Source organism: Methylomonas sp. Kb3 (genome assembly GCF_002834115.1).
GTDB lineage: Bacteria > Pseudomonadota > Gammaproteobacteria > Methylococcales > Methylomonadaceae > Methylomonas > Methylomonas defluvii.
In genome coordinates this window covers 234,342-260,305 of the sequence record NZ_PIZT01000015.1, presented here as the reverse complement: position 1 = coordinate 260,305, position 25,964 = coordinate 234,342, and the positions used below count along the sequence as shown (strand labels likewise).

21 protein-coding genes are annotated in these 25,964 nt (G+C 53.2%); 8 read left to right on the top strand and 13 right to left on the bottom strand.

From position 1 onward, the window contains the following. The first annotated feature begins 10 nt into the window (after positions 1-10). The 5 genes from glmU to CWO84_RS11830 all read left to right on the top strand — a co-directional run bounded on the left by glmU (position 11) and on the right by CWO84_RS11830 (position 6,748). Entirely contained in the window at positions 11-1,432 is a 1,422-nt protein-coding gene (gene glmU / locus CWO84_RS11850) for a bifunctional UDP-N-acetylglucosamine diphosphorylase/glucosamine-1-phosphate N-acetyltransferase GlmU (RefSeq protein ID WP_033156952.1), read from the top strand. A 1-nt stretch (position 1,433) separates the two neighbouring features. Further along, on the top strand, positions 1,434-3,269 hold the full coding sequence (glmS, locus tag CWO84_RS11845) for a glutamine--fructose-6-phosphate transaminase (isomerizing) (protein ID WP_033156951.1): 1,836 nt from the start codon (positions 1,434-1,436) through the stop codon (positions 3,267-3,269). 877 nt (positions 3,270-4,146) lie between these two features. Further along, complete coding sequence (locus CWO84_RS11840; RefSeq protein ID WP_101052859.1) at positions 4,147-5,226, top strand: hypothetical protein; 1,080 nt, start codon at positions 4,147-4,149, stop codon at positions 5,224-5,226. After that, positions 5,219-6,028, top strand: a complete 810-nt coding sequence (locus tag CWO84_RS11835) for a hypothetical protein (RefSeq protein ID WP_033156949.1) — start codon at positions 5,219-5,221, stop codon at positions 6,026-6,028. The genes CWO84_RS11840 and CWO84_RS11835 overlap by 8 nt, the downstream gene beginning before the upstream one ends. Positions 6,029-6,277: 249 nt before the next feature. Further along, positions 6,278-6,748 (top strand): hypothetical protein, encoded by a 471-nt coding sequence (locus CWO84_RS11830; RefSeq protein WP_033156948.1) that lies wholly within the window; start codon positions 6,278-6,280, stop codon positions 6,746-6,748. A 688-nt stretch (positions 6,749-7,436) separates the two neighbouring features. Here CWO84_RS11830 and CWO84_RS11825 read toward each other — a convergent pair. From CWO84_RS11825 to CWO84_RS11815, 3 genes are all read right to left on the bottom strand, one after another. Then, the gene (locus CWO84_RS11825; protein ID WP_101052857.1) at positions 7,437-12,071 is read right to left on the bottom strand and encodes an EAL domain-containing protein; all 4,635 of its coding nucleotides are present in this window, start codon (positions 12,069-12,071) and stop codon (positions 7,437-7,439) included. Between the two features lie 69 nt (positions 12,072-12,140). Then, positions 12,141-12,830, bottom strand: coding sequence for a tetratricopeptide repeat protein (locus CWO84_RS11820; RefSeq protein ID WP_033156946.1), 690 nt, complete (start codon positions 12,828-12,830; stop codon positions 12,141-12,143). A 231-nt stretch (positions 12,831-13,061) separates the two neighbouring features. Further along, positions 13,062-13,535: a CYTH domain-containing protein gene (locus CWO84_RS11815; RefSeq protein ID WP_101052855.1), complete on the bottom strand. Its 474-nt coding sequence runs from the start codon at positions 13,533-13,535 to the stop codon at positions 13,062-13,064. 124 nt (positions 13,536-13,659) lie between these two features. Here CWO84_RS11815 and sodB point away from each other — a divergent pair, with 124 nt between their 5' ends. Then, entirely contained in the window at positions 13,660-14,241 is a 582-nt protein-coding gene (gene sodB, locus CWO84_RS11810; protein WP_033156944.1) for a superoxide dismutase [Fe], read from the top strand. Between the two features lie 232 nt (positions 14,242-14,473). Here the strand turns inward: sodB and CWO84_RS11805 are convergent, their stop codons facing one another. The 8 genes from CWO84_RS11805 to CWO84_RS11770 all read right to left on the bottom strand — a co-directional run bounded on the left by CWO84_RS11805 (position 14,474) and on the right by CWO84_RS11770 (position 22,459). Next, positions 14,474-15,463, bottom strand: a complete 990-nt coding sequence (locus tag CWO84_RS11805) for a stage II sporulation protein M (protein WP_101052853.1) — start codon at positions 15,461-15,463, stop codon at positions 14,474-14,476. A gap of 7 nt (positions 15,464-15,470) precedes the next feature. After that, on the bottom strand, positions 15,471-16,238 hold the full coding sequence (locus tag CWO84_RS11800) for an RDD family protein (RefSeq protein ID WP_205800372.1): 768 nt from the start codon (positions 16,236-16,238) through the stop codon (positions 15,471-15,473). Between the two features lie 55 nt (positions 16,239-16,293). After that, the gene (locus tag CWO84_RS11795) at positions 16,294-17,592 is read right to left on the bottom strand and encodes a DUF58 domain-containing protein (RefSeq protein ID WP_101052849.1); all 1,299 of its coding nucleotides are present in this window, start codon (positions 17,590-17,592) and stop codon (positions 16,294-16,296) included. After that, positions 17,592-18,560: a MoxR family ATPase gene (locus tag CWO84_RS11790; protein ID WP_101052847.1), complete on the bottom strand. Its 969-nt coding sequence runs from the start codon at positions 18,558-18,560 to the stop codon at positions 17,592-17,594. Before CWO84_RS11790 ends, CWO84_RS11795 begins: the two co-directional genes overlap by 1 nt. After that, positions 18,557-19,852 carry a DUF4350 domain-containing protein gene (locus tag CWO84_RS11785; protein WP_101052845.1) on the bottom strand — a complete coding sequence of 432 codons (1,296 nt, stop codon included), beginning with the start codon at positions 19,850-19,852 and terminating at the stop codon, positions 18,557-18,559. The genes CWO84_RS11790 and CWO84_RS11785 overlap by 4 nt, the downstream gene beginning before the upstream one ends. Continuing rightward, complete coding sequence (locus CWO84_RS11780; RefSeq protein WP_101052843.1) at positions 19,849-20,730, bottom strand: DUF4129 domain-containing protein; 882 nt, start codon at positions 20,728-20,730, stop codon at positions 19,849-19,851. Before CWO84_RS11780 ends, CWO84_RS11785 begins: the two co-directional genes overlap by 4 nt. Continuing rightward, positions 20,730-21,497, bottom strand: coding sequence for a YciC family protein (locus CWO84_RS11775; protein WP_101052841.1), 768 nt, complete (start codon positions 21,495-21,497; stop codon positions 20,730-20,732). The genes CWO84_RS11780 and CWO84_RS11775 overlap by 1 nt, the downstream gene beginning before the upstream one ends. A 311-nt stretch (positions 21,498-21,808) precedes the next feature. After that, entirely contained in the window at positions 21,809-22,459 is a 651-nt protein-coding gene (locus CWO84_RS11770) for a glutathione S-transferase family protein (RefSeq protein ID WP_101052839.1), read from the bottom strand. A gap of 115 nt (positions 22,460-22,574) precedes the next feature. On the opposite strand from CWO84_RS11770, the gene CWO84_RS11765 reads away from it, so the two are divergent. Continuing rightward, positions 22,575-23,147: a TetR/AcrR family transcriptional regulator gene (locus CWO84_RS11765; protein WP_101052837.1), complete on the top strand. Its 573-nt coding sequence runs from the start codon at positions 22,575-22,577 to the stop codon at positions 23,145-23,147. A gap of 115 nt (positions 23,148-23,262) precedes the next feature. Then, entirely contained in the window at positions 23,263-24,744 is a 1,482-nt protein-coding gene (locus tag CWO84_RS11760; protein ID WP_101052835.1) for an oligosaccharide flippase family protein, read from the top strand. On the opposite strand, the gene CWO84_RS11755 is transcribed toward CWO84_RS11760, so the two are convergent. Both CWO84_RS11755 and ribF read right to left on the bottom strand, forming a co-directional pair. Then, entirely contained in the window at positions 24,741-24,971 is a 231-nt protein-coding gene (locus CWO84_RS11755; RefSeq protein WP_101052833.1) for a DUF1289 domain-containing protein, read from the bottom strand. The two genes, CWO84_RS11760 and CWO84_RS11755, sit on opposite strands and share 4 nt — an antisense overlap. Then, complete coding sequence (gene ribF / locus CWO84_RS11750; RefSeq protein ID WP_101052831.1) at positions 24,968-25,912, bottom strand: bifunctional riboflavin kinase/FAD synthetase; 945 nt, start codon at positions 25,910-25,912, stop codon at positions 24,968-24,970. The genes CWO84_RS11755 and ribF overlap by 4 nt, the downstream gene beginning before the upstream one ends. Positions 25,913-25,964 lie beyond the last annotated feature (52 nt).

The following is a 25,964-nucleotide window of genomic DNA, read 5'->3' as shown; positions in this document are numbered from 1 at the left end:
AGGAATAGCAATGTCGATTAAAACCATCATCTTGGCGGCCGGCCAAGGCACCAGAATGCGTTCTTCGCGGCCTAAAGTACTGCATGAAATCGCCAATAAAGCGTTGTTGCAGCATGTCTACGAAACAAGTCTTTCGCTGGAAAATAATCAGATTTTTATCATCTACGGCCACGGCGGTGAGACTGTCAAACAAGCGTTGAGTAGCTTGGACGCTACCTGGATAGAGCAAAAGCAGCAACTAGGCACTGGGCACGCGGTACAGCAAGCCATTCACCACGTCGACGATCCGGACACCGTATTGATTCTATACGGCGATGTACCTTTATTAAAAGCAAAAACCATCCAAACCTTATTGCACAAGGTTAGCTTGACGTCCTTGGCATTGCTGACGGTCAACCTGGACGACCCCACCGGCTACGGCCGCATAGTCCGCGATAAAGATCATGCCGTTGTCAAAATAGTCGAGCAAAAAGACGCCAACGAAGTGGAATTACAAATCAGCGAAGGCAATACCGGCATCCTGGCCTGCAAAGGCAGCCAGTTGAAGCAGTGGTTGTCCAGGCTGAGCAATAACAACGCGCAAAATGAATACTATTTGACCGATATTATCGAAATGGCCGTGGAAGATGGCTTAACCGTTGAAACCACTCAAGCCGGTAGCCAGGACGAAGTGCTGGGTGTAAACAATCGCAGCCAATTGGCGCATCTAGAGCGCGTGTATCAAGCGGAACAGGCGCAAGCATTGATGGAAAAAGGCGTCACACTGCGCGATCCGGCTCGGGTGGATGTCAGAGGCAGTTTTGCCGAACTGGGTCAGGATATTGATGTGGACATCAACGTGATTTTCGAAGGCGTTAATTGCATCGGCTCCAATGTAAAAATCGGTCCCAATTGTCTGATTAAAAACGCCAGCATCGCCAACGATGTTGAAATTCTGGCTAACAGCGTAATCGAGGACGCCTCGGTCGGCGCCGGCAGCCGCATCGGTCCGTTCGCCCGGCTGCGGCCGCAAACCGAACTGGCCGACCACGTGCATATCGGCAATTTCGTAGAAATCAAAAAATCCACTGTCGCCACCGGCAGCAAAATTAACCATTTAAGCTATATTGGCGATAGCGAAGTGGGTAGCAAGGTCAATATCGGCGCCGGCACCATTACTTGCAATTACGACGGCGTGAATAAATTTAAAACCATCATCGAAGACGGCGCGTTTATCGGCTCCGATACCCAATTGGTGGCGCCGGTAACGGTCGGAAAAAATGCGACAATCGGCGCCGGTTCCACTATTACCCGCGATACGCCGGAAAATCAATTAACCCTTAGCCGGAGTAAGCAGCTTAGCGTGCCTAGCTGGCAGCGTCCGGTCAAACTGGCGGAGATTGTTCCCGACAATTCTCCGCACTCGTTAGCTCCTAGTCAGTCGGAGAAATAGTATGTGTGGGATAGTCGCGGGCGTTGCCCAACGCAATGTGGTACCGATATTGATAGAGGGTTTGAAGCGTCTGGAATACCGGGGCTACGACTCTGCCGGCTTGGCCGTCGTCAATAGCGGAGAAATATTCCGCAAGCGCGAGTTGGGTAAGGTTAAAGGGTTGGAAGCGTTGATTTCCGCCGACCCAATCGAAGGCCGCATCGGCATCGCCCACACCCGCTGGGCTACTCACGGCAAGCCCAGCACTCGCAATGCCCACCCCCACGTCAGCAAGGACCGTGTCGCGGTGGTACATAATGGCATCATTGAAAACCACGATCATTTACGCACTGCATTACAGGAAAACGGCTACGTCTTCACCTCCGAGACTGACACCGAAGTCATCGTGCATAAGGTTGCTGAAGAACTGAAAGACGCCGACAGCCTGCTCGACGCCGTCACCAAAACCGTCAAAAGCCTACGCGGCGCTTATGCCTTGGGCGTCATCGACAGCGAACAACCGGATTTATTGGTTGCCTGCCGTAAAGGCAGCCCGCTGGTCATCGGTATCGGCATCGGCGAATATTTCATCGCCTCCGACATTGCCGCCTTGCTGCCGGTTACCCAGCGCTTCATCTTCCTGGAAGACGGCGATGTGGCCGAATTGACCATCAACGGTGTTACCATTTTCGACGAAGCAGGCCGCCGCGTGGTCCGCCCGGTCATCGAAAGCCAGCTGAAAGCCGACTCGGTCGACAAAGGCAAATACCGCCACTACATGCTCAAGGAAATCTACGAGCAAGCCTGGGCGGTTTCCGAAACCCTGGAAGGCCGCTTCATCGACAACCGTTTGCAGGACAACGCCTTTGGCCACAACGCCGGCGAAGTGTTCGACCAGATCAAATCGGTGCTGATCCTGGCCTGCGGTACCAGTTACCACGCCGGACTGGTCGCTCGCTACTGGTTCGAAAAATACGCCCGAGTGCCCTGCTCGATCGAAATTGCCAGCGAATTTCGCTACCGCAACCCGGTGGTGGCACCGGATACATTAGTAGTCACCATTTCCCAGTCCGGCGAAACTGCTGACACGCTGGCCGCATTGCAGGAAGCCAAAAAGCTCGGCGTCAGCCACTCGTTGGTGATCTGCAACGCTCCGGAAAGCTCGTTGGTACGCGAATCCGATCTGGTGTTGATGACCCGCGCCGGCCCGGAAATCGGCGTTGCTTCGACCAAGGCCTTCACTACCCAGTTGGTGGCCTTATTAATGCTGATCATCGCGGTCGGCCGCCGCTTCGAGCTAAGCGCTGACCAAGAGGAACACATCGTCTCGCAACTGTTCGCCCTGCCCGGCAACATCGAAAAAGTGTTGAAGCTGGACAATGCCATCGAACTGTTGTCGCAGCGTTTCGCCGACAAGCACAACGCGCTGTTCCTCGGCCGTGGTACTCATTACCCGATCGCGATGGAAGGCGCGTTGAAGCTGAAAGAGATTTCCTACATCCACGCCGAAGCCTATCCGGCCGGCGAATTGAAGCACGGCCCGCTGGCCTTGATCGACGCCGAAATGCCGGTGGTCACGGTGGCGCCTAACAACAATCTGCTGGAAAAGCTGAAATCCAATATCCAGGAAGTCAGCGCCCGCGGCGGGCAGTTGATCGTGTTCATGGACGAGGACTTGGCGGAAAGCGATGCCGCCGACGAGAACGTACAAATCGTCAAAATGCCCAGCGTCGCCAACGCCATCTCGCCGATCATCTACACTATCCCGCTGCAACTGTTGTCCTACCACGTCGCCGTACTGAAAGGTACCGATGTAGACCAACCACGGAACCTCGCAAAATCGGTTACAGTGGAATAGCGGAAGATTCGACGGAATGGATTCCGAATATGTTGGGTTTGGGTTTAAGGGTTTGTCGGGTTAAGTCTCGGCAAATCCTTTTTTATTGGCTGTGATTTGCTCGTTGTGTTTTGAATTTTCCGACGACCGGGAGGAGAGATCGGACCCAAGCGGAAATTGGTGTATTTAATCCGGCACGCCGGTTTGATATTCAAATAACGAAAGTTGTAGGGTGGATAAGCGTAGCGTCATCCGCCATAGAGTAGAAGAATTTTAAATTAGGTGGATGGCGCTGCGCTTATCCACCCTACGGTCCTGCTGTCCTACCACGTCGCCGTACTCAAAGGTACCGACGTCGACCAGCCGAGCAATTTAGCCAAGTCGGTGACGGTGGAATAGCGGAGGATTTGACGGAACGGATTCTGTGTTTGTTCAGTTTGAATTTAAGGGTTTGTCGGGTTCGGCAAACCCTTTTTTGCGAGTTGCGGTCTAGTCGTTGAACATCTAGTTAGATGATGACGGGGGAAGGTCGATCGACTCCGAGCGGAAATTGGTATATTTATTCTTGAATGTCGGTTTGAAATTTAAATTGACCATTCAAATTTCGGAAGTTGTAGGGTGGATAAGCGAGGCGCCATCCACCAAGAATAGAAGATTTTTAAATAGGTGGATGGCGCTTCGCTTATCCACCCTACGGCCCTGGATGATCACGGGAATAACTGAGATTAATATAAATTGAATACTTCAATACTAACAGCAATCCCCGTGGGCTATTGCGCCTTACGGTCTTATTTAACCCATCTACAAATCAGGGATGAACGCACGAAATGGATAACTCGCCACATACGCATCCCGACCTTCGTCAAATGCTACAAGCACATTCCAGAGCACTCTAAATATGGTTGAGATATTGACTTGGCTGGTTTTGTTGGGGGCGGGTGGACCGTTCAAATTTGTGGCGTTGTTGATCACCCTGGCGGCTTATTTGATCGTGGTCTGGCTCACCGTGTCCGCCACTTGGCGCTGGCTGCGCGAGCGCAGATACCGCTACTTGGCCGTGGTGTTGGAATTGACGGTGTTGCTGGTTTTGCCAACCGGTTACTTCGCCAATCATCGCTCACAGAAACAACAAGCAATCGACACCAAGCTCGCCACCATGACCAAGGCCTTGGATCGCTATCACGAACTGTGTAAGGGCGCGGGCGAGAAGATTTATCGCTCGGTTGACGATGTCGACGGCGTGTTTTTGATGAAGCTTGAGTTCGATGAAAGTTCCGGCATCAGCCAGTACAGCATCGATGCCAAGAGTCCGTATGAAAGTCTCGGGGATTTCGACAAAAGCGGGCTTTATAAAAACGACCATGCGGTCGGTTATATGAGCTTCGACGGCTATATAGCATCTTTCCTGCGTGACAAAGCGATTTCCGACAGATTTCCAATTGAAGATGTCAAAAACATCAAACCATTACCGGCATTCCGCTACGTCGAAGCCATCGACCCCTCGGACCATCGACGTTACCGCTACACCGGCAGTTGGCAAAAGGTCGATACCAATGATTGGGATAGATGGCGAAAACTGATCCGTAAGTGGGGATATATCCCGCGAGAGATGCTGGAGCCGGTTGATTGGATAGACGGCGTCCGCGTCGAATTCGTATTGAGCCGAGAACCGGCCGGCAATCCGCCGCCGCGCTACGGCGTGACCTACGATGATCTGGAAACCCCGGAAGAACGCAAGATGTGGATCGCCGGTAGCTCGCTGAAAGTGATCGATCTCGGAACCGGCGAGTTGCTGGGACAGCGCATCGGCTATCTGCATGACGGTGGCGGCGGTGCTAGTGGCTCCTCCCGGCAACCATGGGCTCACGCTATGAGAGGAAAAGGCTGGTCGTGCCCAAGTTGGTTTTCACCGGCAAATAATAAACCTGGTTTTATTTTCAAAATACTTCATCCAAGCAAGGAGATAATCCATGATTGAATCGCCAATCACAAGCTATTTGAAATACATGCGACTGCAGGTGGTAGCGGAGGCATTTCTGACCGACGAATTCGGCAACCTCTTAACTCCGGGCATGCCTCAAGGCGAATACGAGAAGGCCTTGATAAACGGCAACACCCACACCAGCAAACTCACCACAACCGAAATAGAGGCTTTCAAAGCCGATTGGACAGTCCTCGCCCAACAAGCCAACACCGACACTGGCTTCAGCGGCACGCTGTTCAAAAGTACGGACGGCGAATACGTCATCTCCTTCCGCAGCACCGAATTCGTCGACGACAACATTCGCGACAGCTTCGGCACCAACAACTCGATCAGCGATTACGGCTGGGCCTTCGGTCAGATCAGCGACATGATGAAATGGTTTCAAGGCTTAAATTTGCCTGCCGGTGCGCATGTCACCCTCACCGGCTATTCGTTGGGCGGCCACTTGGCCACCGCGTTTACGATGCTGGTCCAGGAACGAAATTTGCCGATTACAATCGACCATGCCTATCTGTTCAACTCCGCAGGCACAGGGGGCTTAAACAATGGCGCGAGTCTCAGCCAAGTTATACAGACTTTCGATCAACTGTGGCAAGACGGCCATCCTGACAATGCCGTGCTGGCCGAGAAAATCGGATTAAGGGCCGATTTGTACGCCAGAGCGCTTACCGCCGCTGACAATGGCATACAAGATGTGCTGAACAGCGTGAAGCGCATCGGTCGCGATGTGTGGCGGTTCGTAAACTCTCCACACCCTACGCTTGCCTTTGTAGGCATTTGCGATTGGCACTCTTGAATTCGTCCAGCGCTTATGGCTGCTTTGTGCTTTCCCCTTCTGAGGGCGGCCGGTCAGACAGGATCAAAGTAATCCATGGAAATTTGCAGTTCAATCGGATTCCGCTTCATCCAGACTACGCACCTTACCAAATAAAAACACCCGTATCTAACATATAAAATCACTCCTTTTTAGAAAAATAGCCTACGCTTTTTCTCTGCGGACTGGTTTTGCCGGTTCGCGTATTCGGCAACCATGTAGGAGATTAAGATGAGTCAGAACTTATTATCTTTAACGTTCACTGACGCCGCGCTGGCGGAGATCGACGCGGCTTTGAATACCCTGGAAACCCATTTCGCCGGCTTTGCATCGCTGTCGCCCGACCAGCGCCGCAATATTTTGAAGATGGGCGATAAGACTGAAGCGTTCTGCCGGCAGACTATGCTGCTGGCGGCTCAAAATGCTCAGGCGATTCCGCCCAATCTGAACATGCCTGAGGCGCAAGCCGACATGACCAGTCTGGATCAACTCCGGCCGCGCTTGCATCGGCTGCGGGATTTGCAGGTGCGCGGCGACGATACCGACATGGCGCTGGGCAGCGATATTTATAGCTTTTGCCTGGACGCCTACGCTTCTTTAAAAATCGCCGGCAAAGGCGCGGCTTTGGAAACGCTACGGCAAGCGATGGCGGTGCGCTTCAATCGCGGCGCCAAGAGCAAAGTCGAACCAACCGCCGGCTAAGCTTGACGGTGGAGTTTGCAACCGGCCGCGGGGGACGGCCGACCGCAGTGCTATACCGCTGAGCTTTAACGCTACTCACGCCAGGCTTTTTGCCCTTCCCGAATGCCTTTTAGCCTTAACCGATAAGCAATGTGGAATGGCGGCAAGCCAAAATGCTATGCTCGCAAGGCGAATAGCTGCAATCGCAAACTGGCTCAAGCAAGCGCGCAAGCAAATACCGTTCTCGCCCATAGCAAATCGCATTAATTGCCAGCCAATATAACTTTGCGCGCGAGGCAAAAAGCTATTCGGCTTCGCCAATTTGGTTCAAACCCAAGCCTACTCAACCTTGCGCGCAAGCCATTTAGCCGTTCGTGCAAGGCAAATTGCTTCAATCGCAAAGCTGTCTGGGCAAGCGCGTAAGCAGAAACAGTGTTCGCCGATAGCAAATTGCTTTAACCGCAAGCCACGATAACGTTGCGGGCCAGGTAAAAAGCGATTCGGCTAAACCAAATGGGCGCAACCCCAAACCTGAAAGCCTCGTGTGCAGGCTAATAAGCGATTCGCGCAAGCCTTGTGGCTTTGCCCTTAAGCATGTGGAGGTGGCCCGTCAAGTGTTTGTTTCGTCAGGCGGATTGTGGCTGGTCTAACGGGTTCAAAATCCGCCTGGCGTTGTATCGGCAGCTTGCTGGGGGTGATCAGAACAGGCTTAAGCCGCGGGTTCTAGGCGCTCCAGTAGCTGCACTATTTGCAGATTGACTTCGCGTAATTGGCTGAAATCTGCGCTGTCGCCGTTTCTGCCGTCCAGCCGATGACGTTGGAGTTGTTCCGCTAGGATTTGTTGCCGGGCTTGGGCCCGCTCCAGTTGTTCCAGTAAGCGCGCATCAATGCCGCGTTCGTGTTTGAGCCGTTCCAGCCATCTACCCAGATGCGATTTTTTCGAGTTCAGGATAGGCCAGCGCGGACTGCTGCCGGTTGGGGGATGCAGACATTGTTCCAGACGGCGCAACCAATACTGCTGCTGAAGTTTCAGTAATTCCAATTGGTTTTGCCAATTAGTCAGCGAAAGTCTGGCGCAATCGGTCCAGGCCTGAGGGTTGCGATAGCTGTTGACCCAAGTCAACAGCGCGTCGGCCGGCATCGCTTCGGCGATGGCGGAACCTTGGGCGATGCTGCATCCCAAATCGATCAGAAAAATCCCGTGTTCTATATCTTCCACGCCTTCGGCAACCGCTTCGCGTTTGAAGGCTTTAGCCAGCGCAATCACACTTTCGACGATGGCCATGTCATCCGGGTCGTCTATCATGTTGCGGACAAAACTCTGATCGATCTTTACCGTATTGATGGTCAAATGCCGCAAATGCGCCAGCGACGAATAACCGGTGCCGAAATCGTCGAGCGCACAGGGTACGCCCAGGTCGTGAAAGCATTGTTTCAGCGTCTCCCCAACCGAGATCAAATCCTCCAGTACGCTACTCTCCAATACTTCTAATTCCAATTGCCAGGAAGGAATTTGCGGGTATTCCGTTAGTAAAGTTTCCAGGGTTTTGATGAAATCCGGCCATTGCAGATGGCGCGGGGAAATATTCACGCTCACTTGTAGATTCAGGCCGAGATCGTGCCAGACCTGCAATTGTTTAAAGGCTTGCCGTAGCACCCAGTTGCTCAGGTCAATTTCCAAGGTAGTGTTTTCGACTATGGGCAGAAATTCGGCCGGCGGCAATACGCCGCGTTGCGGATGATGCCAACGGATCAGCGCTTCCGCGCCGACCACTTCGCCGGTTTTGATATTGACTCTGGGCTGGTAGTACATGCAAAACTGGTTATCCATCAGCGCTTGGCCGACTTCGGCCAAGGCTTGCTCCAAACGGCTGGGGCGATGATTGATGCTGCTCGATTGTCCCGGCAAATGATCGTAAATCCGATAGCGGTTGCGGCCATCCAATTTGGCCTGATACATGGCTTGGTCGGCGTGGCGCAATAGAATATCCGGATCTTCCAAATCCAGCGGATAGATGGTCACGCCGCTACTGGCGGCAATCCGCACATGGCGGTTTTCTAACTCGAACGGTTCGGCCATGGCCTGATGAATGCGGGTCAAGGCATCCTCGCATTGCTGCACCGATTGCAAGTTTTCAAATAACAACGCAAATTCGTCGCCGCCCAGCCGGCAAACCGTATCGCCTTCGCGCAGCTTTAACTTGATGCGTTTGGCGACTTCCACCAATAACTGGTCGCCGGTTTCGTGGCCGAAGTTATCGTTAACCTGCTTGAATCCGTCCAAATCCAGATAACACACCGCCAACAGCGATTCGGCGCGTTTGCTGTGGGCGATAGCCTGGGCAAAGCGGTCGGCAAATAGGGCGCGATTGGGCAATTGGGTAAGCGGGTCGAAATGCGCCAGCACTTCCAGCGCCTGCTGCTGCTGTTTACTCTCGGTGATGTCCGAGAACAAGCCCAGATAATTGATGATATTGCCGGTGTCATCGCGCAAAGCCGAAACCGTTAACAGTTCGGCATACAAATCCCCATTTTTCCGCCGATTCCAGACTTCGCCTTGCCAATGCCCTGTCTGGTTTATGATCGCCCACATGGCTTCGTAAAACTCCGGCGCTTGCCGGCCGGATTTCAGAAAGCTGGGATTTTGTCCCAATGCTTCCTCGCGGCTGTAGCCGGTGATGTCCGTGAAGGCGGCGTTGACATCGATGATACAGGCGTTGAGGTCGGTAATGATGATGCCTTCGTGGGCGTCCGAAAAGACCCGCGCCGACAGCCGTAGTTTTTCCTCGGCCGCTTTGCGTTTACTAACATCATGGACAATCCCGCGCATCCGCACCGGTTTGCCGTTACCGTCGCGCTCGACCTGGCCCACCGAGCGCATCCAGCGCTTTTCGCCGTTAGGGGTTTGGATGCGGTACTCCACATCGTAATTGGCGCCGCGTTCAAGGTGCTCGCGGGTCGCTTCCAAAATTAAAGGCCTATCCTCCGGACAAACCACTTCCAGGAAATCATTCCAGGTATTGAGTGGCTTATGCGGAAAACCCAATTCAGTTGTGACGATTTCCGACCAGAACTGGCGGTTTTTCAACAAATCTGCTTCCCAAATACCGACGCCGCCATAGATTTGGCTGATCCGAAAGCGTTCTTCGCTCTCTTTTAGTGCCAGTTCGGTCTGTTTGCGCTCGGTAATATCCTGGACTAACACGACGAAACGGTCGGGGCCGGCTTTATAGCTATCGATGGCATACCAGCGGCCCAGATCGGTCACACAGTTTTCAAAATGTTGCGGCTCGCCACTGGTATCCAGCCCGTCAAAACTGGCGATCCAGGCTCCCTCGGTATTCGGCAAAACCTGCTTCACGGTTTTGCCTATCCAGTTCTCGCGGGCAATGCCGGTCATTTTTTCAAAGGCCGGGTTGATATCCAGATAGCGATAATCGACGATTTTGCCGCTGTCGTCGCGTATTACCTGATGTAGCGCAAAGCCCAGCGACATATTGGTGTAAAGCCGCGCCAGGTCGGCCTCGCTACGTTTGCGAGCCTTGATTTCCTTACGCAGCCTGAACACCCAATAGACGAAAAACAACAGGGCCAGCAGCGCAACGGCGGCGGATCTCAATAGCGCGTCCAGTTGAATGCCTTGCTCGACCTTCAAAGCCATCCAGCGGTTAATAATGGCGTCATGTTCGGCTTGGCTGATACTGGACAGAGCTTTCTCCAGTAGCGACCGCAAGTGCGGCTGAGATGTGAGTGCGGCCATCCGGGTTTCGTTGACGTAGCCAGGTTGGCCGGCAATATGCAGATTCAATAAGCCTTGTTGTTTGATCACATAACTAGCCGAAGCCGCATCGCCGATATAAGCATCCACCTTGCCTTCGGCCAGCAGATTCAGCGCTTCTTGCACCGAGGGGGCTGTCAGCAACTGTATTCCTGGGTAGTCTCTGCTCAGCAATTCCTGCACAAAATACCCTTGTTCGATAGCGACCCGTCTCCCCGTCAGTAGTGGCAGGGAATCGATATAAGCACTGCTTTTGTCGCCGATGATCACCGTCGGCGTGCTGATATAAGGCTGGGTAAAGCTTAAATATTGCTCGCGATCCGGGGTTTTGGTCACCCCGGCGAGCATGTCCAGTTCGCCGCGTTTGGCCATGTCCAGCACTTCCTGCCAGGATTTGTCCATGATCAGGACGAACTTCACGCCCAATCTCTGCTCGATTAGCTTGAGGTGTTCTGCAACCATGCCTTGATGCTCGCCAGCCGCATTCAGCCATTCGTACGGCGGAAAATTCCTGTCTATGCCCACCCGAATTTCTGGATGCTCGGCCAGCCACTGCCGTTCCGCGTCGTTCAATGGCAAATCGGCGGATTGTTTGCCGCCGTAGACAAACTCATTGAGTTGGCCGTCGCTTAAAGGAGGCGCTAATTTCAGGTTGGCATAAATGTCGGCTACCCGGCGTAAGCGGGCAGCTTCTATCTGGCCCAGCGGGATGTAGTCCGGCATGATCAGCTTACGGGTTTCCTCGGCTTCGTAGCGCAGTTGCTCCGGACTGAGTTTGCTTGGATATTTGTGCTGGATCAGCTCGATCAGCCAATCGGGGTGAGATAGCGCATATTCCCAGCCTTTCAGGCTGGCCCGGAGGAAGCGCTCCGCGCGGCCGGGATGTTGTTGTAGCTCGTTGTGGCTGGTGAAAAGCAAGTCGCCGTAAAAGTCGATACCGTAATTTTGCGGATTGATAATATTGAATTTGATGCCGGCGGCGCGAAAGCTGAATGGCTGGTCGGTGATATAGCCGGACATCACATCGACTTTATCCGCAATAAAGTCGGCGTTGTTAAAGGTCTCGGCAACTTTTTGATAGCGGCTTTCGTTTAGATTGGCTTCGGCGAGTAAGGCGCGTATCTGCGCATTATTCTCGCCGACCACATCGTACATGATGCGCTTGCCGGCCATTTCGTAGGGGCTGACGATGCCGGAAGCTTGTTTGCTGAACAGCACCAGCGCATCGTGCTGAAATAGGGCGGCTAGGGCCGCGATGGGCTTGCCGTTGGCATACTGGGCGATGATGCCGGAATCGCCGATGCCGTATTCGGCTCCCCCGGATGCGACTTGTTCTACGTAGTCCTGGTCAGGATTGCGCTCGCGTATCTCTACCTGCAAGCCTTCCTCGGCATAATAGCCTTGCTCGATAGCTGCGTAATAACCGGCAAATTGGAACTGGTGAAACCATTTCAATTGCAGCGCTACTGGTTCCAGCGGCTGGTTTGCTGCGGGTGTGCCAGCGGTGCTGGACGTACAAAACAGTAAAAAAAATACCGAGGACAGTCCGAAAATGGTTTTTTTCATAAATGCCAGTCGTGGCCTGTTTTGAAAGTAGGGTTATTCTACAGCCAAAGGCAAACGGGCCAGGCGGATTTAGTCGGCTGTCGCGGAAGTGAACAACGATTGAAATTTATTTTTGCCGGCGTTGGATTTACGTTGCTGGGTGTGTGCGAGCGCCATTTTGGCTTCGTTTTGCAACTGGGTATCGGCAAATACTTGCTGTTTGCGCAGCGGGGCCTGGACGGCCTTGTGCAAATATTCCTCAGCTTCCGCGCTGCGATCCTGTTGCAGCAAATAATCGGCGTAGAAGTAATTGGCGTCGATACCGTTGGGGTTGATTTTCAAGCTGGCTTTCAACATTTGCTCCGCAAGCTGATTATCCCCAAAAGATACCGGCCAGCCAGGCACCATGTAATACAGTGTGCCCAGCGTGACATAGGCCGCGCCATCCAGCGCATTGGGATTTTGGGCGATGGCTTCTTCCAACAGTGTCTTGGCGGTTTGCAGGCTGGACAAGGCGCTCAACGAAGATTGAAACGCCGCATTGGTGGCGATAATCGTCGCTTGCCAGATTTTCGGCTCGGCGGCATTCGGGTAGCGTTTGGTTAATTCCGCGGCTGTTTCCAGTAATTGCGGATAAGTTTGTCTTTGCCGGGTTTCGTCGCTTTGATAATAAACGTTGGCCCACTCGCTTTCCAAACGGGCAATAGCGGTCGCCAGTTCCGATGCATGCAGCGGACCGGCAAAAAGTATCAATAAAACAACAAAAGTAGCTTTGCTCATACATTCAATATAGAGCATTGCATTTTGGATTTCAATACGTCCTTTAAATTATTGTTTTAACAAAGTATTGCCTATCGCAAAAATTCGCTAAGCGCTAGGCTTTAGTGAGGCAGGCTAGGTATGCATTTGTAGCGCTGTAGCGATTCTGCGAATATCTTGTCCCAGTTTTGCAACAAACGCCGCAAACCTCAGAAAACGGCAACTTTTATCGCCTATTTGGATTGTTGCCGCTTATTTATCCCAATCCTTGAACGGATACTTGCAGAGATTATTGTTGTAATAGCGTATGTCGTCGGTAACTTCCATGCCGACCCAGTCCGGCCTAACAAAGGCCTCTCCTACTGTCGACAATTCGATCTCAGCGACAATCAAACCTTGGTTATCGCCCATGAATTCGTCAATTTCCCAAACATGCCGGTCGCGATAGACAAAATGACGGATTTTTTCCACTAACGGCTTATGGCATAGCTCGTCGAGAATACTGTTGGCGTCATTCAACGGGATTTCATACTCAAACTCCTGACGATGGTTGCCGATAGTGGCGCTCTTGATATTCAGCCAAGCCTGCTTGTCGGAAATTCGCACGCGCACCGAACTGAGCGGGCTGCTGCTTAAATAGCCCTGTTTGTAGTGTACGGAATGATCGATTTCGCCGCGCCAGTCGTCGTTCGCCAGCAAAAACTTATGTTCAACCTCAAGTGCCATCGTTGTTTTCCTTAGATTAGGTAGTGTTAAGCAATAATTCTTTATTATAATGCTTGGTAATTAGGTTTGGGCGGTAAGCCCGCGCCTAATCACTGCTGCTGTTCAATCAATCTGGAGAATAAAGATGGCTTTTGAATTACCTGCATTACCGTACGCAAAAGACGCATTGGCGCCGCACATTTCCGCAGAAACGATCGAATTTCACTACGGCAAACATCACCAAACTTATGTCACCAACCTGAATAATCTGGTTCCCGGCACTGAGTTTGAAGGCTTGTCCCTGGAAGAGATCGTGAAAAAATCCTCTGGCGGCGTATTCAACAACGCAGCGCAAATCTGGAACCACACCTTTTATTGGAACAGCCTGTCTCCCAACGGCGGCGGCGAACCTACCGGTGGTTTGGCAAATGCCATTGACAGAACTTTCGGTTCTTTCGAGAAATTCAAAGAAGAATTCACCAAATGCGCAGTCACCACTTTCGGCTCAGGCTGGGCGTGGTTGGTGAAAAACGATAAAGGCGGTCTGGAACTGGTTAGCACCAGCAACGCCGGTTGCCCGTTGACCGCCGGCCAAACGCCGTTGTTAACTTGCGATGTTTGGGAACACGCTTATTACATCGATTTCCGCAATCTGCGTCCTAAATATCTGGAAGCGTTCTGGGCCTTGGTTAACTGGGAATTCGCCAGCGCCAACTACGAAGCTTAAGCTTTAGAAGGCGCGGGCCGGCGTCCTCACAGGCCCGTCCGCGCCGCTTTTGCCAGACTTATTTCTCGCGCTTTTCAATACAAGACTGGCGCTAGCCGAGCTTAAAAAGCCGCAAGCCTCTACCTCGTCCTCTCCAATTCAACCTATCGTTTCAACAACCAAGCTATCGCTATTATCGGCAAGGCAATCCCTTAAGCAGTATTAGCCTATGCCGAATAGCTGCGAAGTACTGTCACGGCTGTCTGGATTTTCCCGGTACGCCGAACAACAATATCAGCCAGAATATCATGCCGCTGCAGCAGCCGATTACCGCTCTTTGCGGCAAATTGAAGGCTTGATCGGGAGAGACAAAGCCTTCGATCAACCCGGCGAAAATCAGAAATGGGGTTACCGCAAGCAGTACTTTGCCGGCACTGATGCTGGTTTCCTGAAACGCTTGCAGTCGATTGCGGGCGCCGGGCCGTATTAGGGCTTCGCCGAGTTGCAAGCCCATCGCGCCGGCGATGATGATGACGCTCAATTCGACTACACCATGGCCAATGATGAAGGCAAACAACCGCCCGTCCAGCTGGTAAGCGGCGGTAAAGGCAAAGATTCCGCCCAGCATGAAACCGTTGAAGCCGATGATGTAGAGGGTGCCGACGCCGTAGAATGCCCCCAAGCCAAAAGCGAAGAGTGTCACCGTGATGTTGTTGGCGGCAATGCTAAGGGACAATACCGAGGACGGCGCGACGTTGAGCAGGCCGTCGGTCCATAATTCGCCTTTCTGAACGTGGTCTATCATCTTCGGCGAGGCCAGCAGACCGATCAAATCGGGATAGCTGCCAATCAGCCACCAGCCGCCGGCAATACCCAGCGCGAACAGCGCAAAGGCGCTGAAGATTGCGGTTTTCAATTCCCGCACCAGCCGCGGTATTTCCCAATGATATAAATCGATCAGCCGCGCCAAAGGATGATTGGCGGGACGGTAGATTTCTTCGTGGGCTTTTAAGAACAGGTTTTCCAGGTAACGGGTAATCATGGCTTTGCCGTTTACCCGGCGCGACAAGGACAAATCGCTCAACAGGGCGCGATAGCCTGACAACAGCTGGCGGGCATCACTGATTTCCTGGTCGCGGCGGCTAGCCGTCAGTTTAAGAGTGTTTTCCAGGCTTTCCCATTGGCTTTTCCGGGCATTTAACCAATGGGACAGCGCTTGAGATGGGTTGTTTAACTGCTGCATCGCCGACTCAGGAGTTGCTTAACAAGCTTTTCAGAGCCCGTTTTAAGGCCTGTTCTTGCGTCTGTTTGCCACTTGCTTCAGGAATGTCGCGGCCGATTCGGCTTAAAAATTGTGTGGCGAACAAGATCCGGCGTTCGGAGGCCAGTTCGTCCCAGCGTTTCAACAGATCCAGCAGCAGGGTCTGATCGTCGCCGCTTAAACGGGAATGCAGGGTTAACGTGGAAATTTGCTGCAAGGAATGGGTCTTGTCGACGTTGTCATACACCAATACCAAGCCCGCCGCCAAATCGCCGATCCGCTGGTGTTTGCCGGTGAAGGCGACAACCACCAGGCCAAGAAAATAAAAGCCGGGTAGCGAGTCGATCAGGCGAAACACATTGCGCAACAACAGCGCGCCGATGCCGGGGGTATGCCCTTGTAAATCCACCAGGCGAACCCCGGTCATGCGCTTGCCCGGCGTTCGTCCGGCCATCAGGATTTCCAGCACCGGGTGATACAAAAAATATATCAGCAGGGTCGGCAAGATTAAAATCAGGCCGGTATAGCCGGGATGTCCCGGTTTAAACACGTTGCGCAGTTCTTCCCAGTTAAAAAACGCCACGCCGCAGATCGCAACCCAACTGATCGCCAACAACAGCCGTATATGCCAATCGATGACGAAGGCATAGGTACGTGCGCCCATTCCGGCAATTTCCAACTGGTAATCCATACCGTCTGCCGATTGTATGTGCAGATAATCCTGGAACGAACCGGGTTTATTCAGGGTGTTATTCATCATCTTATTAAAAACAGGTCAGTTGTTTACACAGGTTGGTACCGGGTATTTAGCATCAGGCTGCCGCGATGGTGTCGCGCTTGTTCCGGTAATAAGCCAGTATCTGCCGGTCCAGATTCTGTGCGGTGGCGCTGGTTACCGCTACGCCGCTGCCCTGTAAACGCTTGCGGGTCAACTCGCGGCCGCGCAGGTATTCGAGAATGGCGAATTTCCGATAAGGGTCCTGCCAATAGCGCCCGCTTTGTTTCAGATCATCGCCAATCGCCGGTTCATCCAGTGTGGCGACCAGGACTTGATGTTTGGCGGAAAGTAATTTCCCGGCTTGAACCAACTGCAAAGCGGCTTCCGGCTGTTCCAGTTCGGTCAGAAAAATTACCAGACCGCGCCGTTTCAGCAGTTGCTTGACCTCCAGTGCGGCATTCAGGGCATTGGCGTTCTCGTTAAAGACTGTGAGCCGGCTCAATAGCTGACGTATGGCCCGGACCGAGTTCATGCCGCCGGCCATCGGCGTTTTATCGACGGTTTGTTGGGCGTAGGCCAGACAGGCGATCCGGTCGCCTTGGTAGCTGGCAAATTCCGTCAATTTGGCGGCGACGTTGATGTAATGATGCAAGCGGTCCATGTGTTCGCTTTGCAGGCGGCTGCTCAAGCCGCAATCGATCAGCACCGCAATTTCCAGCAAATGTTCGCGCTCGAAATGCCGCACCATGGGCTTGCCGCGCCGGGCCGTGGCCTTCCAGTCTATGCTGCGCAAGGAATCGCCGCGCCGATACTCGCTTAAATCCAAAAACTCGACGCCGCTACTGCGAGCCTGGGCACTGCCGCGGCTACCAAGCTGCTGCATGCCGGACAGGTCTACAAAGTTGTTCAGCCGGGCGGGTTCTATCCGCATGGCGATGTCGTCGTCTATCCGCCGCGTCCACCAGCACAAGCCGAACGCGCCCAGCTGTTTTACATACAAACTGCCCAAGGAGGTGCCGCCCAAGCGGGTGGGCGTAATCGAAAACTGCCGGCTTTGGGTTTCATGCGCGCCCAGTAGCCAACGCTGCAGCGAGTTGTCGCCGACAATGGCGGCAGGGTAGTCGCTTTGGGTTTCGAAGCGGACCTTGGAACCGGCCCGGTTGCAGACTTGAATGCTGTAGTCGACTGACTCGCCCAGTGCCAAAGTGGGCGGAACTTGCCTGTGCAACTCGATATTGTCCGTCAACCTGAAGCGTTCCCAAGCCATCAGCGTTATCAGCAAGGCCGCCGGCCATCGCCAGAAACCTTGCAGCGGCTCGCCACTCCAGATTCCGATGATGGCTAGCAGAATAATCAAGCCGGCCAGCAGCAGTGTCAAACGCGATATTGACATTATTTCGCTTCCGCACTGCGGGGAACGGCGACCTGATTTTCGATTTCCCGGTAGATTTGGATGGCGGAGTAACCTTCCAGCATGGCTTCGGAACTGAGCAGTAAACGATGCCCGACTACCAGCGGCGCGACCGCTTTGATGTCATCGGGGATCAGGAAATCGCGGCCGTCCAGCACCGCTTCCACCCGTGCGCAGCGCATCACGGCAAGTGCGCCGCGGGTCGACAGGCCCAGGCTTAAACGCGGATGGTTACGGCTGGCTTCCGCCAGCATGATGGCATAATGGTACAAACAGTCTTCAACGTGAACAGCGGCGGCCTCTTGGCGCGCTTGCCGCAGCAGCGTTTCCGGCAGGGCTTGGATTTGTTGCAACGCCGTGCTGTGCCCGCCGCCCGGTTTATCGTAGTGCCTGAGCACCGCCACCTCCGCCGGCAGTTGCGGATAGTTAATGTCCAGACGCACCAAAAAGCGATCCAGTTGCGATTCCAGCAAGGGATAAACGCCCTCGAAATCGAAGGGGTTTTGAGCGGCAATCAGAAAAAAGTTTTCTGCTAGCGGATAGGTTTTTCTATCCAGCGTCACCAGTTTTTCTTCCATTGCTTGCAACAATGCCGATTGGGTCTTGGGGCCGGCGCGGTTGATTTCATCAACCAGCACCACTTCGTTAAACAAGGGGCCGGGGACGAATTCGAAACTGTTAGCCTCGGTGTTGAAGATATGCAGGCCGGTAATATCGGACGGCATCAGATCGGCGGTGCCTTGGATGCGCCCGAAACTGCCGCTCATCAATTGCGCCAGTGATTTGGCCAACAGGGTTTTCCCCAGGCCCGGCGCACCTTCCAGCAGCACATGGCCGTCGGCAATCCAGGCGACGACCAAGCCGTGCAGCACCTCATCCATGCCGAATACCACCTTGCCTATTTGTTGCCGCAGGTGGAGATTCAAATTTTGCGCTGCGTTGTTGCTCATAGCGTGACTGTCCTGATGTAAGTAATAGTGTTGGATAAACGCAGTAATGAAAGACGTTGTTTGGCTAACGCCCGTTTTAGTAGTGTGATCTGATCGTTGCTTACCCGGCTATGCTGTTCCAGCCAAAGCCAGACTTCCGCTTCGCTGCGCATTCCCCGCCGAGCATGAATATCCGCCAGCAGATGCTTGACCAGGGCCTCGGCCAATACAGGCTGGTTCAGGCGGCGCGCGAAAAATTCGGCGTTAACCTTGATGAAGTCCCGGGTGGATAGTTGACTGCCGGCTTGGCGCACCGGCGCCAGGCGGCTGGTGTAGCCGGCCACGTAAAGCAGCCAGAATATGCCAAAGCACCACAAGGTTTGATGTAGCCGTTGGTCTTTAAAAAAGTGCTCGGGATCGTACAGTTCGGACAAGCCGAAATGGTAATCGTCGAACAACAATCGGCCTGCCGGCGCCAGCGATTGCTTGAGCAAATTGCCGATAAACCGGGCGTTGTCTGCTTGCCCCAACCGCTGGTTACTAAACAAATCCGGGGTCAGCAGCAACACGATCCGGCCGGCGCCGGCATTCATCCACCAGGCGGTGGTGAGATGGCTATCGCGCTCGGACAGCAAGCGCAGCGAGAGATTCTCAGGTTCGCTGCCGCTCAGCGTCCATGCGGCTTTTAACAAGTCTGCCGAGGTTTGGGTCTGTAGGCTGGTGACGCCCTGCAGCAGAGGGTGCGAGGATTGAGCAAGCAATTGGCTGTCTTGAGGGAGAGCGCCTTTGAGGCTGTTTTGTAGGGTGTTTAGGGTACTTTGCAGGGTTTTATCCGTCTGTGTTTCCGGGGTGTTTGGCTCGTCTTGTTGATCTGCGGAATCCAGGATCCAGTCGTAGCGTGACAAAAGTTCCTTAACATCGCAAAAGCAATTCTCGGCAGCGGCCCAGCCCGGGTGTTGATACACGGCGCCTAGAACGATCAGCGTGTTGCCTTGCTCCAGCCAGTCCGCCAGCGCCGGCCACTCCGTTTCTCGGATTTCTTTGGAAGCTGGCATGCTGGCAATCAGCACATTGCCGCGCTCCGGAAGGGTTTTGTCCTTATGCAGATCGCTGTAGCGTTTGCGAAAACTGACGACATTCAGTCCTTCGCGTTGTAGCCAGGTAAAAAGCCCTTTCAGACCATCTGCTCCGCGGTCTTCGCTGGTCGGTAGCGATAGCGGCTTTTGCGCATCGGGATGGCGCGGCGACAACAACAAAATCACCAGCGCCAATGCCGCCAGTGCGGTTAGAAGGGTAATCAGGCGTTCTTTCATGAGCGCAAATTGCCCAATAGCGCCTGCACCTCGCGCCGGTAATTGCCGACCAAGTCCGCATCAACAGGGCGATGGCCGTAAAGCAAGGGTTCGGCTTGGCGGACCAAACGGGAAAATGCCGAATCCGCTTGTCGGGCTTGTTGTTGAAAATGACTAACGAGTTGCCGATGGGTCAGGCTGGGGTCGGCCGGAAGCAGTTGGCGCTGGATTAGTGCGTTTATCAGTTGCGCCAGCAATGCGCCGATTTGCTCTTGCGGTGTTAAGGTCTTAATCGCCGGATGCGAAGCCGATGATTGCGTTTCAGCCAGCTTACCGGCGGGAGTGACGGGCTGGCGCTTGCCGGAAAATTTGCGAAAAACCCCGGCCTGATACAACTCGCTAATCACCAGCCAGGCCGATAGTGCCAGCAATAAGGCAATCGACACGTAGATGATAATCTCTGCCGCTTGTTGCGATGGCTTCAAGGCCGCCAGCCAGCGCTGCAACTGCTGGTATTGGTCTTCATGGTCCGCCGGCTTGAGGCTATTCAGCCAGTTCAGGACGGCTTGCCACCAATTCGCTTGCGAGTCGTCGGTTGGCGTGATCAAAATTTCAGCTAACAATAGCGTCAGGCCTTCCTGGCGGATGGTCCCAGAATTATTCAGGCTGTCGGCTAAAAGCGCCAGTTGCGTGGCGCTAACGTCGGCAGTTAATGGTGGATCGAAACTGGTCAGCAGGCCCTGGTTTGCCAATTCCTTGAACAGAGCCGGACAGTGTTTTTTTATATCTAGCTGTTGCCCGGATTGTTGCCGGGCAAGGTTCAGGCAGGCTTGTAAGCTGTTGTCTTGCGCCTGGGATGAGCCGGCCAGACACAACAGCAGTAAAGCAGCAAACCGCATTATCTGCCTAGGCGAGAGGCAAGGTCGCTGCCCGATTTACGCAACTTTAAGTCGTGAAACTGCACGTAACCCAGCGCGAAAAAATAGGGCATGAAAAACACCGACAATAAATTCATCAAAATCTGCATCAAGACTTGATTGTCTGCCGGCGCCAGAAAAGCCATCAAAAACCCCAGCGCAAACATCACTGCCATCCAGATGATCATCGGTACGGTAAAGATTGTCGCAGTCCGCCACCAATGTCCCCAAACCAAAGAGTGGCTGGCTCTAAGAGCTCTATAGCCGCCAAGGCCGTCGATGACGATGAAATAGAGATAAAACATCAGCGATAAGGTCAAGATCAAGCCCGGTATCAGTAGCAGGATATAGCCCACGATTATCACAACCATGTACAGGAACGCGGCGAGGAACATAGAGGGAAAGGCTCTGAATCCGGCCGTTATCGCTTCGGAAAAACTGTCTTCCCGTTCATTGGTCAGATTATCCAAGCGGTAAATAAGGGCGGCATAGAGCACGAAAGACACCAAGGAGAAAACAATGACAAACGCTAATATCAGTAACAGGTTCTCAGACAATAATTCCAGCGCCGCAGTCTGTGGTGCGGCCGGATCGGGCTGCAAAGTCGCAGTCAGCAAACCCATGGCGATATACAGCACGGCAAGTATTGAAAGAATGCCCCATAGTCTGCTGAAGCAGGCCGAGTAAAGTTTGATACTGGCATCCAAAATTTTCGCAATACTGGCGGGTTCAGTGGCTAATAGTCGCATGAGTAAATTCCTAAATTGAAGGTTGCGGAGCTTGGCTCCCGCTAAATGTTCGAAAACAAATTGTGATAGCCGTTAGGAAGCGAAGTATAGACAATTAATTCTGAATTGGTCTATGCGTAAATGTCCTGAATAGCAGGCGCCGAAGCCCTAGCACAGCAGGGACTCCACTCGGTCGGTCCGCCTTGACTGATTTGATCGGAATACGCAAATCACTATGGAGTGGCCGCCGGCATCATTACGCCGACGGCTTAATGCCAGAAAGTGATAAGAGGGTCTTGTGCTAAATCACCTGAGGAATAGCAGAGCGGGGACTATTTATTCCGAAAAAAGGCTTCTAACGCCTTTGCCCGGTCGGCACCCACTATTTGCGCGTGCGGGCGACTTTCGATTAGTTGTATATAAGCTTCAATGCCCGGAATATGCGTATTCACCAAATTCTCCCCGTAGATTTTTTGGGTGGCAAAGCCCACCAATTGCAGATGCGGCCAAGCCACGATGTCTGCCGTACTAAAACGGTCGCCCAGGGCATAGGGCGATAATTTCAGCAGTTTGGCTAAGCCCTTTAATCCGGTATCGAGCTTGGCTCTGACTTCGTCCTTGGTTTCTGTCGATACGGTGTTGCCGAACAGAAACTCCCCATACAGGCGGCGCGCAATCAGTTCGACGTTCAATTCAAGATGTTGGATAAACTCCCGGCATTTGCCGCGCTCATAAGCATCGGCCGGATACAGCGGATGTTCTGGAAATGCGTCTTCCAGATACTCCAGTATCGCTTGCGATTCGGATAGATAACCGTCGCTGGTTTTGATGAACGGGACTTTTCCCAACGGCGAACGCAGTAACAATTCTTCGCTCTGGCTGGGTGGGGTAAACTCTTCGATGAATGCTATATCCTTTTCCATCAACGCAAATTTGACTTTGTTGTAATAGTTGCTGATTGCCACGCCGTACAAAGTAATCATCGAATAATCTCCAGTAGTTGAATTAAAGACTGCGCTATAACAGACCGGTCAGTCTATTGAAATAATACATACCGGTCTGTATAGTTGCAAGCTGTTTTTTCCAGGTACTTAAATTATGGCCCGAAATCTCCAAGATCACATTTTGCAAACCGCCTCTGCGTTGTTTTACAGCCAAGGCATCAAGGCCACCGGCGTCGATGCAATAGTAAAAGCCGCTGGCACCACCAAAATGAGTCTGTATAAGTACTTTCCGTCAAAAGACGATCTGGTATTGGCACATCTAAGCAAAAGCAGAGAGGCCATGCTGAATCGTATCCTTATCGGTATGGAACAGCGCGCCAGCGAACCCAAGCAAAAGTTGCTGACGGTGTTTGCGGTATTCGATGAATTATCATCCAGCCCGGAGTTTCGCGGCTGCCCGTTTATCAATGCGGCTGCCGAATTTGCCGAGGCCGCCAATCCTGTTCAACGGGCCGCCGCCGAGTTTTCCGACACCTTTCAACAAGTATTGACAGATTTAGCCCGACAAGCCGGCGCGCGGGATCCGGAAACACTGTCCCAACAATTGGCAATGCTGATTTCCGGGGCCATGGTTAGCGAACAGAGACGCCGAGAATCCGGGGCAATGCGCACCGCCGCCGCCGCAGCGAAAGTCCTGATCGAGCAAAGTTTAGCCTGCGCAGAATAAACGTAGCCCCGACAGTCGGCTGTGTCGTGTAGAGCGGTAAGCCGGTAACTACCTTACAATATGGCTACCTTAGACCTCAACGAGAGGTCTTATCATTCTTTGGATCCAACTGCTTTTGAGCTCACTACGCCAACTCGTCTCCCAAACCGCCATCTACGGTCTCAGCAGTATTGTCGGCCGTTTTTTGAATTATCTGCTGGTGCCGCTGTACACCTACACCTTCAGCGCCGGCGAATACGGCGTGGTCTCCGAGTTTTACGCCTATGCCGGATTTTTTGCGGTGTTGTTGGTGCTAGGTTTGGAGACCGGTTATTTCCGCTTTCGGCAGCGGCCGGAGTTTAGCGGCGACGAGGTTTACCGCGGCGCTTTAAGCTTTTTGCTGATCGCCAATCTCGGTTTCATCGCAGCAATCTACTATTGGCAACAGCCATTGGCGGACTGGCTGCAATATCCGCAACATCCGGAGTATTTGTTGTGGTTCGGTTGGATTCTGGCGCTGGATGCCCTGTCGGCATTGCCGTTTGCCCGATTGCGCGCCGAGAACCGGGCCTGGCGTTTTGCGGGCATCAAAATGACCGAGATATTCATCGCCATCGGCTTGAATCTATTGTTTTTGCTGGTCTGGCCCAAGTTGCAAAGCCTTTGGCCTGATAGCGAGCTGGCCGCTTATTACGACCCTAAACTGGGCGTGGGTTACATATTTTTAGCCAATCTGGCTGCCAGCGTATGCAAGCTGCTGCTGTTACTGCCGCAATTTCGCGCGGTGCGTTTCCAGCTAGACCCGCGCGTGCTCGGACCGATGCTGCGTTACTCCCTGCCCATGGTCATCATCGGCTTTGCCGGCATGGTCAACGAGATGCTGGATAGGGCGATTCTGAAAGTCTTGCTGCCTTACGATTTGTCCACCAACCTGAAGATGCTGGGGATTTACGGCGCTTGCTACAAGCTGTCGATTTTGATGAGCCTGTTCGTGCAGGCCTTTCGCTACGCCGGCGAACCGTTTTTCTTTTCCTATGCCGGCCGCGCCGATGCCAAGCGGGCTTATGCGTTGGTGATGCAGTATTTCGTCATCGCCGGGGTGTTTATCTTTTTAGTGGTGACGCTGTTCATCGACCTGTTCAAGTATTTTATCGGCGAGGAGTACCGCGCCGGCCTGGACGTGGTGCCGATATTACTGATGGCTAATCTGCTGCTGGGGATTTATGTCAATCTGTCAGTCTGGTACAAACTGAGCGACCGCACCGGCCTGGGCGCCTGGGTGTCGCTGGCAGGAGCAGGTCTGACGATTGTTTTGAATATCTGTTGGATACCGGTTTGGGGCTATGTCGGCTCGGCGTGGGCAACGCTGGCTTGTTATTTGTTTATGGTGGTTTGCTCTTGGGCTTTGGGCCGGCGCTATTATCCGGTGAGTTATCCGCTCGGTAAAATAGCCGGCTATTTTGCATTGGGTTTGGCGCTATATTTTGCCAACCGCTACGTGTTGGATATTTATCAGGTGAATGTCTGGCTGGCCGGTAGCCTGGGCTTGGCTACTTATATAAGCATCGCGGCTTGGCTGGATGTCAGGCCGATATTACAAAGGCGGCGTAGCGCTTAAGCTTTCGGCAACTGTTCGACATAAGCAGACCTCAACCGAGTGGCTTGCAAAATCTTGCTGCGCCGCTCGGCAGCCTGCTGCAAAAACAGTTCGCGAGTCTGCGTGTCCGCGCTAGACCACAGGCGGATTTCATCCAGTGAGCGGTAACAGCCCAAACAAATATCCTCGTCGTTCAGACAACAGTTACGGACACAAGGCGATGCCGGGAAGTTTGCGGAGTTAATCATTTCATGTCCAATGTTTCACTGAAAAACTGCTGAGCCTGTTCGACATCCCGGCTGATTTGCAGTTTCAATTCGCTCAGCGAGGCAAAACGGATTTCGTCGCGCAGCTTCTTTTTAAAATGCACTTCCACGTAATGCCCATAAATGTCTTGATTGAAGTTGAATAAATGCGTTTCCAAGACCACTTTAGCGCCACCGTCGAAGGTGGGGCGGGTGCCGACATTGGCGACTCCTTGGTACTCGTTGCCATTCAAACCGGTCATCGTCACCGCGAATACGCCGACGACCGGCGTATTTTTCCGAAACATCCGCACATTGGCCGTCGGAAAGCCCAACTCCCTGCCCCGCTTGTCGCCGTGCGCCACCCGGCCGCAGACCGAATAATCCCGGCCCAGCATCAGCTTGGCCTGCTCCAATTGGCCTTCGCCCAGGGCATCGCGAATCAGCGTACTGCTAACTCGCAAACCGGCCAGCTCGAAAGAATGACTATCTTCCACCGCAAAACCATACTCCTGGCCGCGATGCTGCAACAGCGCAAAATTGCCGCGCCGCGCCTTACCAAAGTGAAAATCGTCCCCGACCACCAAATGCTTGACGCGCACGCGCTCGACCAAAATGTCGCGAATGAAATGCTCCGCATCGCAATCGGCCAGGCTGCGGTTAAAGGGTAAAACCAGTAATTCGTCGACCGGTAATTTAGCAAACTGAATGGTTTTTTCGCGCAACCGGGTCAGTCTGGATGGCGCATGGTCGCCGAGGAAATACTCCAACGGTTGAGGTTCAAAGACCATTGCCACCGTTGGCAATTGCAAACGCCGGCCGTGCTCCGCCAGCTTTTCGATTACCAGCTGATGTCCAAGATGCAGACCGTCGAAGTTGCCTATGGTCAACACACAGCCGTCGCGTAACGGCTCAAGATGATTTAAACCCCTGATTAGGCGCATGATGGCTGTCTGACTAAAAAGCCTAATTCTATCAGTAACCACCGCTGAGCGA